The organism is Phyllobacterium sp. 21LDTY02-6, assembly GCF_023554255.2.
Lineage (GTDB): Bacteria > Pseudomonadota > Alphaproteobacteria > Rhizobiales > Rhizobiaceae > Phyllobacterium.
On the sequence record NZ_JAMJWD020000002.1, the window covers coordinates 348,683 to 361,775 of the forward strand.

Here is a 13,093-nt window from a genome sequence, read left to right on the forward strand (position 1 = left end):
CCTCATCTCCTGTTCTGGCTGTCAAATCATCTGGCGGCGATTACGGTAGGCCGCGATAAACCGCGGCGCCGCCTCGGCCACCGCGCTCAACGAATAGCCGCCCTCCTGCACGAACGCCGTCGGCAGGCGCACATCCCCCCAGATGGCGCCGATTTCCGCATAGGCTTCGGTGGTCACGGCAAGCTTCGACAGCGGATCCTGATGATGTGCATCCCAGCCAGCAGAAATGACCAGCGCCTGGGCACCATGCGCGGCCACGGCGGCGGCGAGCTTGCGGTTCGCCTCGATGAAGGCCTCGTCGCCACTCCCCTCCGCCAGCGGCAGATTGAGGTTCGCGCCCTCTCCCTTGCCGGCGCCCGTCTCATCCGCATAGCCGCTGAAATGCGGGTAATAATTGGAAGGGTCGGTGTGGGTGGAGCCGAAAAATACGTCGTCGCGCGTATAGAAGATCGCCTGCGTGCCGTCGCCATGATGCGTATCGAAATCGATGATGGCGACACGGTCATATTTGCCGCGCAACTGCTGCGCGACGATCGCCGCATTGTTGAAGTAGCAGAAGCCCGCGGCCCGGTCCGCATAGGCATGATGGCCAGGCGGACGGCACAGCGCAAACACGTCGCTCGCGCCGTTCAAAAGCTCGTTGCCGGCCGCGATGGCCGTCTGGGCCGAGGCATAGGCCGCCTCATAAGTCTGTTCCATCATGGCGCAGGACAGGCCATTGATGTACCAGCCCGCCTGGCCGAGTATGCCGCTCGGTCTTGGCAGCGGGCGGGGACCGTAATCGGGCGCAGCGCCCTGATAGGCGCTGACATTCGGCAGCACCTCCGGCCCGTGATTGGGAAGTTCCATGAAGCGTTCATAGGCGGTGCGCAGGAACGACACATAATGTTCCGGGTGCACCGCATGGATGGCGGCAAGGCCCGCATCCGCCGGTTTTTCCTGCTCGAGCCCGAGTGCAGCGAGCGCCTTGATCAGAGTGTCGGCCCGTGTCGGATTTTCCAGCGGATCGGTAATCACACCATTGATCATGTATTGCGTCGGGCGGTGCGCCATCTGCCGGCTATCGAAAAACAGTTTCATGGATTTGCTTCTTATGGTTTGCGGAGAATCGCGTTGAAGCCTATTCACTCAGTCCGGCAATGCAAGTCGGCGTTGCGAAAAGATGAATCCGCACGCAAGTCCTCGAACTGAAACTACAGGCGAAATGAGCGAAGCTACGAACACCCCCGACGTTTTGTACTGGCGGCAGAACCTCGTCGTCTGCCTGCTCGGCTCCTTCACGACCATTGTCGCCATGACCCTGATCCTGCCGTTCCTGCCGCTCTACATCGAGCAATTGGGCGAAACGGAGCATGCGCTTGTCGTCCAGTGGTCCGGCGTTGCCTACGGCGCCACATTCTTCACAGCCGCTCTCGTCGCACCGCTCTGGGGCAAGCTTGCCGATCTTTATGGCCGCAAGCTCATGCTGATACGCGCCAGCCTTGGCATGGCCATTGCGATGTCGCTGATGGGGATGGCGACAGAAGTCTGGCATCTGATCGCGCTGCGCCTGTTGACGGGACTGCTTGGCGGCTACGCCTCCGGTTCCACCGTGCTCGTCGCCACCCAGACGCCAAGGGAGCGCACCGGCTGGGCCCTCGGCACGCTGGCGTCCGGGATCATGGCCGGCAATCTCGTCGGTCCGCTCATCGGAGGCGCGCTGCCGCCGCTGATCGGGATACGACAGACGTTCTGGCTCGCCGGCGGCGTGATCTTCATTACTTTCCTCGCGACGATGTCGTTCATCCGGGAGGAACGCCGGCCTACCGCACGGCGGCATGCGGAAAGTGGCGGCTGGTCCGCAATCGAAGACAAGCGGCCCGTCATCCTCATGCTGCTGGCCGGAATGCTGCTCATGCTGGCGAATATGTCCATCGAGCCGATAATCACGGTTTATGTGGCTCAACTCGTTTCCGACCCGGCGCAAGTCACCATGGTCGCCGGCATCGTCATGTCTGCCGCGGCGCTCGGCAGCATCCTCTCGGCGTCCCGCCTCGGCAAGCTTGCGGATACGATCGGCCATTGGAACGTGATCGTGGCCGCGCTGGCCGTTTCGGCGCTGCTGCTCATACCGCAGGCTTTCGTCACCGAGGGCTGGCAACTGGTGCTGCTGCGTTTCCTGATGGGACTTTCGCTCGGCGGCCTGCTTCCCTGCATCACCAGCGTCATAAGGCACAATGTGCCCGACCGGGTGGCAGGCAACATATTGGGCTATGCGACTTCATCGCAATATGCCGGCCAGGTCGTCGGCCCTCTGGCCGGCGGCTTCATCGGCGGCCATATCGGCATGCAGGCGGTGTTTCTCGGCACGTCTGCAATTCTGGGGCTCTCGGCGATTTATGGCTGGCTGGCGCGGCCCCGCGGCCAGCAATAGGCTTCAGCGCCGGTTCGATGCGGCCTGCAACAGCGCTGCGCCATCCAGCCGATAAAACAGCTTTTCCGGCTTGGCCGATCCGCCGAGCGTATCGTAGAAGTTTCGAAGCCTTTCATCGTCGCGGTCGGCGGTCCAGTCCACGCGGCTATGGCCGCGTTCGACCGCCAGGGCAGCCATTGCGGTCATCAAGGCGGTGCCGACGCCCCTGCCCCGGTGCTCTCTTCCGACGTAAAGCTCCTTGAGAAAAAGTCCCGATTGCAGTGCAGGACCGGGAAAATGCGAGGAGAATGCAGCGAATCCCAACAATTCCGGACCTTCCGCAATCAGAATTTCCGACCCGTTCGGCGCAGTTTTCAGGCGCTCCAGCAGTATCTCGCGAGGCGGGCAGGCCGCATTGTAATGGGCCTGCATTTCTTCCATCATCGAAGCGAGCGCCGGGTGATCCGAAGCCGCGGCCAGTTTCGTCCTTATCAATTCCCGAACCTCCATAGGCGGAGAAGACGGTTGGCGCCGTCTTCTCCTGCCGGCATCACTCGCCCTTGTTGATGGTGATCGGCGACAGCTTGTTCGCCTTCAAGCCATATTTGTCCAGGAGTTGATCGTAGGTGCCGTTCGCCTGCAGCTTGTCGAGTGCAGATTTTACTGCATCGCGCAGCTCGGTCTCCGTCTTCAGCACCGGAATCCCTGCAAGCGACTGGCTGAAGGCGGTGCCAATGGCGACATAGGTATCGGGTTCGAGCTTCTGATTGTAGGGCAGCGTTTCATTGCCCTGCGCCGCAGCCTGAAGGCGGCCGCTCTTGATCTGGGTGCGGGCGTCGGCGGAACCTTCCGTTCCTATGACATTGATGGCGGCCTTGCCTTTAGCGACGCAGTTTGTCTCGCTCCAGGCCGTGATCTGCGCCGGCCAATCGGTAGACCGGCTGGCGCCTACGGACTTGCCGCAGAGGTCATCCACCGTCTTGATCTCCTCCGACAGGGCCTTCGACGTATAGAACTGCGCACCGGACATCATGTAATCGACGAAGTCGGCCGTCTCCTGACGCGCCTTCTTGTCGCTCATGCCTGCCATGGCGAGATCGACCCGCCCGGTCTGCAGCGAAGGCAGCATCTGGGCGAATGCAATTTCCTGCCACTCCACCTTGACGCCCAGCTCCTTGGCGATGGCCTCGCCAAGATCGATGTCGAAGCCCTGGAGCTCGTTGGTGGCCGGATCCTTGAAGGTGATCGGCGGGTAATTCGGCATGGTCGCGATGACGATCTTCCCGGCATCCTTGATGCGCGCAGGCAGTTCCTGGGCAAAGGCGGGCAGGCTGAAAAGGGTGGCAGCACCGATGGCGGCGATCGTGGCAAGGCGGGTCATGTGAGTTCCTCTCTTCTTGTTGCGCGGTCAGCTCAAGACTGCCGCTATGAAATCCTGGGTGCGCTTTTCGGTCGGATGGCTCAGCAATTGCTGCGGCGGGCCGCTTTCGACGATGCGCCCCTGATCCATGAAGACGACGCGGTGGGCCACTTCCCGGGCAAAGCCGAGTTCGTGCGTGACGACCACCATGGTCATGCCGCTCCTGGCGAGATCACGCATCACATTCAGCACGTCGCTCACGAGTTCCGGATCCAGCGCAGACGTCGGTTCATCGAAGAGCATCAGCTTGGGCTTCATCGCAAGGGCACGGGCAATGGCGATCCGCTGTTGCTGCCCTCCCGACAATTCGCTTGGATAGGCATCGCGCTTGTCACGCAGCCCGACCTGGTCCAGCAGGGCGAGCGCCTCCGGTACGACCGCGCTCTTGGGACGCTTCTGGACGACCACCGGACCTTCGATGATATTTTCCAGGACGGTCATGTGGGCGAAAAGGTTGAAACGCTGGAATACCATGCCGCTGGCAAGACGCTGCCGCGCAATCTGCGGCTCGGTCAGTTCGTAAAGGCGATTGCCCTCCTGGCGGAAGCCGACAAGCTCATCCTCTATCCAGATCGCTCCGGCATCGATCCGCTCCAGCTGATTGATGCAGCGCAGGAGCGTACTCTTGCCCGAACCGGACGGGCCGATGATGCAAAGGACCTCGCCCTGCTCGATTTCCAGCGAAACCTTGCTCAGGGCCTGGAAGTTGCCGAAATGCTTGTCGATATCGGCGATGACCACCATTGCACACATGTTACGCGCCCTCCGCAGCAGCCGCTTGCACGCGCTTGGCACCGCGGCGCCCCTCGCTGCGCGAGTAGTATTTTTCGAGCAGGTGCTGTCCGATCGACAGAACGGTGACAACGACGAGATACCAGATAGCCGAGACGATGAGCAGTTCCATGACCCGGTTATTGGCATAGTAGACCGCCTGCGCATTGCGCAATATTTCGGAATACTGGATCACGCTTGCCACCGATGTCAGCTTCACCATGCTGATGACTTCATTGCCGACAGGCGGGATGATAACGCGCATTGCCTGGGGCAATATGATACGGCGCAGCATTGTCAGGCGTGTCATGCCTATCACCTTGGCCGCTTCGATCTGCCCGTTATCGACCGACAGGATGCCGCCGCGCACGACTTCGGCGGTATAGGCGCCCTGGTTGATGCCGAGGCCCAGCAACGTGGCCATGAACGGCGTCATGAAGTCCACCGTGCGCATCTCGAACAGCCCCGGTATGCCGAGCGTCGGAAAGATCAGCGCCAGGTTGAACCAGAGCAGCAATTGCAGCAGCAGCGGGGTTCCGCGAAAGAACCAGATATAGAAGACGGCCACATATTTCAGCACCGGGTTCGGCGACATGATCATGATGGCAAAGATGACACCCAGCACCAATCCGAGTGCCATGGCGCAGATCGTCATCAGGATTGTGTTCCACAGGCCGGAAATGATCGCAGGCGCAGTGAAGAACTGCCCGACGACGGGCCAGGCGATCTGGCCTTGCGCGAAGGCTTTCACGATCATGGCAAGGGCAATCACTATCAGCGTGGCGGCCAGCCAGCGGCCATAATGGCGACGCGGCTGGTGTGTCAGATGCGCGATCGAATATTTGCCGGCTGCCACGCCGGCACCGCTCTCAGGTTTCACCATTTCGCCACCTCTTCGAAGCTTGGCCCCGAGTAATCATGCAGCCATTGGCGCTGATCGTTCAAGAGGCTGGCGAGACGCGCGATCTGTTCCGATACGCGTTGCGGCGCCGTGCCGCCATAGCCACTGCGCGCTGCAATGGCGGCGCGAGCCGAGAGACAATCCATGATCGGCGGCAACAGGCGCGGGTCGACGGCGGCAAGATCGGCCTCCGTCAGATCTTCAAGTCCGAGCGAACGATCCTCGCAATAGCGCACCAATGCGCCCGTTATCTCATGCGCTTCGGAGAAGGGCACGCCGCTGCGCGCCAGCCAGTCCGCCACCTCGGTGGCGAGCGTAAAGCCTTCGAGCGACTGCTGCGCCATTCTCTCGGTGTTCACCCGCATGGTCCGCACGAGTCCGGCCATCGCCGGGACCATCAGCTTCAAAGCATCGACCGTATCGAAAGCGGCATGCTTGTCTTCGGCAAGGTCGCGATTATAGGCAAAGGGCAGCCCTTTCAGCGCCACGAGCATCGTCGAGAGGCTGCCGATCAATCGGGCGGACCTGCCGCGGGTCAGTTCCGCAATGTCGCAGTTCTTCTTCTGCGGCATGATGGAGGAGCCGGTGGCATAGGCATCGTCCATCTCGATCCAGCGGAACTGGCGGGACGACCAGAGGAACAGTTCTTCGGCCAGGCGCGACAGATGCACGCCGAACATCGCCGTGACGAAGAGGAACTCCGCCACATGATCGCGGCTGCCCACGGCATCGATGGAGTTTTCGCAGGGTGCATCATAGCCGAGCTCGGCAGCCGAGAGTTCGGCCTGCAAGGCTATGGCCGATCCGGCGAGCGCAGCCGCGCCAAGCGGAGAACGTGCCGCACGGCGGTCCCAATCCTGCAGCCGATCGAAGTCGCGTGCAAATGTCTGCGCATGGGCCAGAAGCTGATGGGCGAAGCTCACAGGCTGCGCCGGCTGCAGATGTGTAAAGCCAGCGGTCACGGTTTCGACGTGGCGCGAAGCCTGTTCCAGCAGCGCAGACTGCAGCGCCAGCAGATCCGAGCCGATCGATCGCGCGACATCGCGCAGATAAAGCTTCAGATCATTGGCGGCCTGGTCATTCCGCGAACGCCCGGCGCGCAGCTTGCCGCCAAGGACCCCGGTTCGCTCGCCGAGAACACGCTCGAGAAAAGTATGGATATCCTCGTCCGCCGGCGAAGGTACGATGCGGCCATCCCGATAATCTTCGCCAATCTGGCGGAGCGCCGCGCAGGCCTCTTCCGCTTCGGCTTCCGTCAGGATGCCTGCCCGCACCAGTTCGCGCGCATGGGCCATCGATGATGCAAGGTCATAGGGGACAAGCCGGAAATAGCTGCTTTCAGAGCGCGAGAATGCAACGAGTTCAGGCGCGGGGCTCGCCCTGAATCGGGCGCCCCACAATCGGGCTGAAGGTTCATTGGCCATGGCATGTTCCCATTTTTATTTCCCGGCAGCTTATTTGCGCGTTTTTTTCGCGACAAACGAAATGAATTCCCATATCCATTCCAAAAAGGAATACCCGCTCCCCGATAGGCCCAATGGTTTCGAACCGCACATATCCTTCGACGCGCGCGCTGCAGGTCATCGTCATGATCGCCGAGCAGGGTAGCACGACGGCCTGCGCCAGGGCTCTCAACATGACCCAGAGCGCGGTCAGCAAGCAGTTGCTGGCGCTCGAGGAAATGGCGGGGGCGGCCCTCTTCCGCCGTACCCCCTACGGACTCTCGCCCACGGAAGCCGGCCGCATCTACATATCGGAGGCACGCACCGCCCTCGGCGCGCTGGAGAATGCCACATTGCGCATCGCCGCCCTTGGCAGTTCTCCCAACGCCATCAAGCTTCATATCCTGCCGATCATGGGCGATCGCTGGGTCATCCCGCGTTTTGCGAGTTTCGCCGAAGCCCACCCCGAGATCGAGGTGGAGCTATCGACCTTCGCCAATAGCGATCTGATCAATCAGGCAGATGCCGCCTTCCGGTTCGGCGAGGGCGATTGGGAAGGGCAGGTCCAGCACTATCTCTTTGGGCGGCAGGTAGCGCTGGTGGGTGCTCCCGGCTTCATCGCCCGGCTCGGCGGCATCGTCCGTCCGGCAGATATCGCCAATTTTCCCCTGCTCGATCACCGGCACACGCCGCTGCGATGGAGCGAATTTGCCGAGGCGCACGCCCTGTCCAGCTTCGAGCCGGGACGGATCACGCATTTCGGCTATTACGCGCTCGTCATCCGCGCCGCCATTGCCGGGCAAGGGCTGGCGCTCGTGCCGCGGGGCCTGATTGCCGACGAGATCGCCGCGGGAAAACTGGTCAATCCGGGAAATTTCGGCTTTGTAAGCAAGCATGCCTATTGGCTGACCTACCCGCAGGAACGCCCTCAGCGCCCGGCCATGCTGCTCTTCCGCGACTGGCTGCTGGCCCAGGTGGAATCCATGCCGCCGGAACTGCGCTAGTCATGGCTGCCACCGGCGCTCGATACCCCACCATCGACACAAAAATATCATTCGCTTGTCACGGAACTGCGGTAACTATTTGTGCATTCCAGATTCGCGGCTGCCGCGCCTGCAAATCATCGATATGGAGGAAGTGATGAACGACAAGCGTTTTCCCATTCCAGTGACGGTGACCCTTGGTGCTGCCGGTCAAAGAGCTGTTTCCAGCGTCTGGGAAGCGATCGAATGCCTGCGAAGCTATTGGCCCACGAAAAAGGGCCCGAATTATCGCCGCGCCCTGCAAGCCTGCCTCGACGCACTCGACGGATGGAAGCCTGCCCACAAGGCGCGGCATGCGTTCATAACCGCGGCGCGCGAGGCTGGTATTTTTCTCGACACCCGGTTGCGGCAATAGCCGCACTGACCAAGCGCCTACCCTTACCGGGCGGCTTGCCGCCGGATCGTTGGCGGCTGTCAGGAGATCGACGCCCCGAGCGCGCGGGCGCCTCTCGCTGCGTTCATCGGCGAAGATGGCCGGTGGCAATGGTTCCCGCCCCCTGATGATATCAGCGCCTTTTTCTCCCATCATGATCGTCGGCGCATTGGTGTTGCATGAAGGAACACGCGGCATCACCGAACTGTCGCATACGCGCAGCCCTTCCAATCCGCGGACTCTCAGTTCGAGATCGACATCTTGCGGTCGTGCGGATCACTCCAGTAATTCGGATCGATCAGGGGCGCGTCTAACGGGTTCGACGATCTCAGCCGGACCGTGCCGCGCGACCGGGGATGTAGATAGGCCGAATTGAGTGTGACGCCGGATGCGACGGGGTTTTCCGGCGGCGGCTGTCGCGCCGCCGATACCGGAACCGATGATGACGATATCAGCGGTCTTGCTTGCCCGCATGTCCGTACGCTCGACCCTTCAGGCGCCGATTCGCAGCTGCGACTTCGGATCGAAGAACACGGCCTTGTTCAGGTTGAACGCCAAACGCGCCGTTTGCCCCGCCAGAATCTGCGCATCGGCACGCAGCCGGGCTACGACCTCCTTGCCGCCGAGTTTCGTTACCGCGAATGTGTCGGAGCCCGCCGGTTCCACGACCTCGATGAGACACTCGCCTTCGGCCAGCAGGCCGGCACGATCCGCACCGTCCGGATCGGTCAATGCTTCCGGGCGGATGCCGAATATGACATCCTTGCCGACGTAATCTGCGAGGAGATTGCCGGTCGATCCAATGGGCAGGCGCAGCGGCTCGGCGTCGGGCCGCTCGAGCCTTACATGCAGATCGCCACCGCCATTCTCTATCCTGGCTTCGAGCAGGTTCATCGCGGGCGAGCCCATGAAATCGGCAACGAAGAGATTGTTGGGGCTGTTGTAGATTTCGGCCGGTGTACCGAATTGCTGCAAGACGCCATCCTTGAGAACAGCGATCTTGGTGGCGAGCGTCATGGCTTCGATCTGATCGTGCGTGACATAGACGATAGTCGTCTTCATACGCTGATGCAGCCGCTTGATCTCGGTCCGCATATCCACGCGCAGCTTCGCATCGAGGTTCGACAGGGGTTCGTCAAAGAGAAACACCTGAGGATTGCGCACCAGCGCGCGCCCCATTGCCACGCGCTGGCGCTGACCGCCGGAAAGCTGGCTCGGCTTGCGGTCGAGCAGGTGGCCGATCTGCAGCATGTCCGCGACCTGTTTGATGGCCTTTTCCCGCTGCGGCTTCGGTATGCCGCGGATTTCCATGCCGAAGGCGATATTTCCCGCCACGGTCATATTCGGATAAAGCGCGTAGGACTGGAACACCATTGCGATATCGCGCTTGGACGGATGCAGTCCGCTGATCGAGTTTCCCTTGATGGAGATATCACCGGACGTGATCGGCTCGAGTCCGGCTATCGTATTCAGCAAGGTGGATTTGCCACAGCCGGAAGGACCGACGAGAACGAGGAAGCCGCCCTCATCGATCTCGAGATTTATATCCTTCAGGATGGCTACATTGCCGTAGGACTTGTGCAGATTGCTGATTTTGAGAAATGACATTTGGTTTATCCCTTTACGGCGCCGGACATGAGGCCGCGGACGAAATAGCGCCCGGAGACGATGTAGACGATGAGTGTTGGCAGTGCTGCGAGAATGGCACCGGCGAAATGCACGTTGTATTCCTTTACGCCCGTCGATGAATTGACGAGATTGTTGAGCGCGACGGTCATGGGCGTACTGTTGAAGCCGGAGAAGGATGCCCCGAACAGGAAGTCGTTCCAGATATTGGTGAACTGCCAGATGACGGAGACGACGATGATCGGGCCCGAGGACGGCAACAATATCCGCCGGAATATCTGGAAGAATCCGGCACCGTCGATCTGGGCCGCACGCACCAGCTCAGTTGGAAAGTTCTCGTAGTAATTGCGGAAATAGAGCGTGGTGAACCCGAGGCCGTAGATGACATGCACGAGGATGAGGCCGGGTATGGTTCCCGCAAGGTCGAGGAGGCGCAGCATCCGCGCCATCGGGATGAGCACGATCTGGAACGGGATGAAACAGCCCAGCAGGAGCATGCCGAAGATGATATTCGAGCCGCGGAAGCGCCACTTCGTCAGCACGTAGCCATTGAGCGCTCCGAGGATGGTCGAAATGGCGACGGCGGGCACGACCATGATGATCGAATTGATGAAATAGGGCCGCAAGCCGGTGGGCTGCACGCCGATCTGCGCCGTCGACCAGGCGGCGAGCCATGGCTCGATCGTCCATTCGCTGGGCGGGGAAAGCATGCCGCCACGACGTATCTCGTCGAGCGTCTTCAACGAATTGACGACCATGACGTAGAGCGGCAGCAGGTAATAGAAGGCGAACAGCAGCAGGGCGGTGTAGATCAGCGCCCGGGTCAGGCGGCCGCTCGTGATCGCGTTGTCGGGGTTCGGATGGCTCATTTGTTGCTCCCCCTGATTTCGGAATAGAGATAGGGGATGATGATCGAGAAGATCATGATCAGCATGATGATTGCCGACGACGCACCAATGCCCATGGAATTGCGGGTGAACGTATAGGAATACATGAAGGTCGCAGGCAGTTCCGTGGCCTGGCCGGGGCCGCCGCCGGTGAGCGCGATGACCAGGTCGTAGGCCTTGATGGCAAGGTGCGCCAGGACGACGAAGGCCGAAAGAAAGACCGGGCGCATCAGCGGAATGATGATCCGCCTGTAGATCATGGTCGTCGATGCACCATCGATCTGCGCTGCCTTGATGATTTCATTGTCCACGCCGCGCAACCCGGCCAGGAACATGGCCATGACGAAGCCGGAGGACTGCCAGACGGCGGCGATGACGACGGTATAGATCGCCATCTTGGAATCCTTGATCCAGTTGAAGGAGAAGCTCTCCCAGCCCCATTGGTGCATCGTGTTTTCAAGGCCGATACCCGGGTCGAGAAACCATTTCCAGGCAACGCCGGTCACGATGAAGGACAGCGCCATGGGATAAAGATAGATGGGGCGCAGAAAGCCTTCGATGCGTATCTTCTGGTCGAGAAGAATGGCGAGGCCGAGACCGATGACGCTGCAGATGATGATGTAAAGTGAGGCGAAGATGCCGAGATTGGTGATCGCGCGCCACCAGTGCGGCAGCGCCCAGAGCTTGCGGTAATTCTCGAAACCGACGAAACCATAGGTCGGCAGCATCTTGCTGTCCGTGAAGGACAGGATGCCCGTATAGACGATGAAGCCATAGACAAAAATGAGTACGATAAGAAATGTCGGGCCCAATACCAGCTTTGGTATGAGATCCTGAATGCGGCTGCGGGTATCCATAGCCTCGCCCCCTTAAATATGCATGCTTGTAATTGCCGCGTTCCCGCGGAGAGCCCGCCCGGGCCTTGTCGGCTCGGGCGGGACTGGTATTACTTGGCGGCGTCTACAGCTGCCACCAGTTCCTTGACGGCGTCCTCGGAGCTGAGTTCGCCGTTGAACTGACGCGTAACGACGTCATAGATCGCATTCTTCACCGCTGCCGGGTTGGCGTGGCCGTGCGCCATCGAACCATAGAGCGTGCCGGCCTTGTTCGCCTCGGCCAGATCCTTGATCGCCTTCTTGCCGCAGGCATCGAACGCTGTGTCCGGAACGTCCGTGCGTGCCGGGGCCGAACCCTTGACCACGTTGAACGCGGACTGGAATTCCGGATTCTCGATGGCGGATGCCATGACGAGCTGGGCCTTGGTCTTGTCGTCGCTCACCTTGAACATGGCGAACTGATCGGAGTTGAAGGTTACTGAACCCTGCGTCCCCGGGAAGCGCATGCAGACGAAATCCTTGCCCGGCTCCTTCTTGGCCTTGACGAACTCGCCCTTGGCCCAATCGCCCATGAACTGGAGACCGGCCTTGTTTTCGATCACCATGGCCGAAGCAAGGTTCCAGTCACGACCCGAGAAATTGTCGTCGACATAGGTCCGCAGCTTCGTCATGCGGTCGAAGGCTTCCTTCATCTTCTCGCCGCCAAGTGTAGCCGGATCGAGATCGATGAACGCCGATTTGTAGAAGTCGTTGCCGAGCGAGAGAACGACCGCGTCGAAGATCGTCGCATCCTGCCAGGGCTGGCCGCCATGGGCGACAGGGGTGATACCCTGCTCCTTGAACTTGTCGAGAAGCGCGATGAGCTCGTCCCAGTTCTGCGGCTCCTTGCCGCCGGCCTTGTCCAATGCGGCCTTGTTGATCCATATCCAGTTGGTGGAGTGGACGTTCACCGGCGCGGCGATCCAATGTCCGTCATATTTGGAGAATTGCTGCAGCGCCGTCGGGATCACGTCATCCCATTTTTCCTTGGCGGCGACTTCGTCGAGATTGCCGAGCGAACCCTGCTTTGCCCAATCGAAAATATCGAAGCCGAGCATCTGGACGGCAGTCGGTGCATTGCCGCCGGTGACGCGCGCGCGCAGAACCGTCATGGCCTCCGTGCCGCCGCCGCCCGAAACGGGCATGTCCGACCAGCTGATGCCTTTGGATTCGAGGTCTTTCTTCAATACTTCAAGCGCCGTGGCCTCGCCGCCGGAGGTCCACCAATGCAATACTTCCACATTCTCGGCTGCATGCGCGGCCGAAGCGACGCCAAGCAGCATTGCCGATGCGGCAACCGTATTAATTAAATTTCTCATTCAAGCCTCCCACGAGAAAAAATGATAAAAATAACCGACTGCAG

General features: G+C 60.6%; 13 protein-coding genes and 1 pseudogene. 3 read left to right on the top strand and 11 right to left on the bottom strand.

Translation table 11 applies throughout. From position 1 onward, the window contains the following. Positions 1 to 21: 21 nt before the first annotated feature. Positions 22 to 1,080, bottom strand: a complete 1,059-nt coding sequence (locus tag M8997_RS08070; protein WP_250019003.1) for a histone deacetylase family protein — start codon at positions 1,078 to 1,080, stop codon at positions 22 to 24. A 124-nt stretch (positions 1,081 to 1,204) separates the two neighbouring features. On the opposite strand from M8997_RS08070, the gene M8997_RS08075 reads away from it, so the two are divergent. Next, positions 1,205 to 2,413 (top strand): MFS transporter, encoded by a 1,209-nt coding sequence (locus tag M8997_RS08075; protein ID WP_250019004.1) that lies wholly within the window; start codon positions 1,205 to 1,207, stop codon positions 2,411 to 2,413. Positions 2,414 to 2,416: 3 nt separating this feature from the next. Here the strand turns inward: M8997_RS08075 and M8997_RS08080 are convergent, their stop codons facing one another. The 5 genes from M8997_RS08080 to argH form a co-directional block, all read right to left on the bottom strand. After that, entirely contained in the window at positions 2,417 to 2,836 is a 420-nt protein-coding gene (locus M8997_RS08080) for an N-acetyltransferase family protein (RefSeq protein WP_371929559.1), read from the bottom strand. 106 nt (positions 2,837 to 2,942) lie between these two features. Further along, positions 2,943 to 3,773, bottom strand: a complete 831-nt coding sequence (locus M8997_RS08085; RefSeq protein ID WP_250019006.1) for an ABC transporter substrate-binding protein — start codon at positions 3,771 to 3,773, stop codon at positions 2,943 to 2,945. Between the two features lie 27 nt (positions 3,774 to 3,800). Next, entirely contained in the window at positions 3,801 to 4,565 is a 765-nt protein-coding gene (locus M8997_RS08090; RefSeq protein ID WP_305884368.1) for an amino acid ABC transporter ATP-binding protein, read from the bottom strand. A gap of 1 nt (position 4,566) precedes the next feature. After that, complete coding sequence (locus M8997_RS08095) at positions 4,567 to 5,466, bottom strand: amino acid ABC transporter permease (RefSeq protein WP_250019007.1); 900 nt, start codon at positions 5,464 to 5,466, stop codon at positions 4,567 to 4,569. Continuing rightward, positions 5,460 to 6,908 (bottom strand): argininosuccinate lyase, encoded by a 1,449-nt coding sequence (gene argH / locus M8997_RS08100; protein WP_250019008.1) that lies wholly within the window; start codon positions 6,906 to 6,908, stop codon positions 5,460 to 5,462. Before argH ends, M8997_RS08095 begins: the two co-directional genes overlap by 7 nt. A 113-nt stretch (positions 6,909 to 7,021) precedes the next feature. On the opposite strand from argH, the gene M8997_RS08105 reads away from it, so the two are divergent. After that, the gene (locus M8997_RS08105; RefSeq protein ID WP_250019009.1) at positions 7,022 to 7,930 is read left to right on the top strand and encodes a LysR substrate-binding domain-containing protein; all 909 of its coding nucleotides are present in this window, start codon (positions 7,022 to 7,024) and stop codon (positions 7,928 to 7,930) included. 136 nt (positions 7,931 to 8,066) lie between these two features. Then, positions 8,067 to 8,324, top strand: coding sequence for a DUF982 domain-containing protein (locus tag M8997_RS08110; RefSeq protein ID WP_250019010.1), 258 nt, complete (start codon positions 8,067 to 8,069; stop codon positions 8,322 to 8,324). A gap of 75 nt (positions 8,325 to 8,399) precedes the next feature. On the opposite strand, the pseudogene M8997_RS08115 reads toward M8997_RS08110, so the two are convergent. The 5 genes and pseudogenes from M8997_RS08115 to M8997_RS08135 form a co-directional block, all read right to left on the bottom strand. Then, a pseudogene (locus tag M8997_RS08115) lies at positions 8,400 to 8,731 on the bottom strand (GMC oxidoreductase); the annotation flags it as partial. Between the two features lie 103 nt (positions 8,732 to 8,834). Continuing rightward, on the bottom strand, positions 8,835 to 9,950 hold the full coding sequence (locus tag M8997_RS08120; protein ID WP_250019011.1) for an ABC transporter ATP-binding protein: 1,116 nt from the start codon (positions 9,948 to 9,950) through the stop codon (positions 8,835 to 8,837). 5 nt (positions 9,951 to 9,955) lie between these two features. Then, positions 9,956 to 10,837 (bottom strand): carbohydrate ABC transporter permease, encoded by an 882-nt coding sequence (locus M8997_RS08125; protein WP_250019012.1) that lies wholly within the window; start codon positions 10,835 to 10,837, stop codon positions 9,956 to 9,958. Next, positions 10,834 to 11,712, bottom strand: coding sequence for a carbohydrate ABC transporter permease (locus tag M8997_RS08130; RefSeq protein WP_250019013.1), 879 nt, complete (start codon positions 11,710 to 11,712; stop codon positions 10,834 to 10,836). Before M8997_RS08130 ends, M8997_RS08125 begins: the two co-directional genes overlap by 4 nt. Before the next feature lie 89 nt (positions 11,713 to 11,801). Further along, the gene (locus M8997_RS08135; RefSeq protein ID WP_250019014.1) at positions 11,802 to 13,049 is read right to left on the bottom strand and encodes an ABC transporter substrate-binding protein; all 1,248 of its coding nucleotides are present in this window, start codon (positions 13,047 to 13,049) and stop codon (positions 11,802 to 11,804) included. Positions 13,050 to 13,093: the final 44 nt, after the last annotated feature.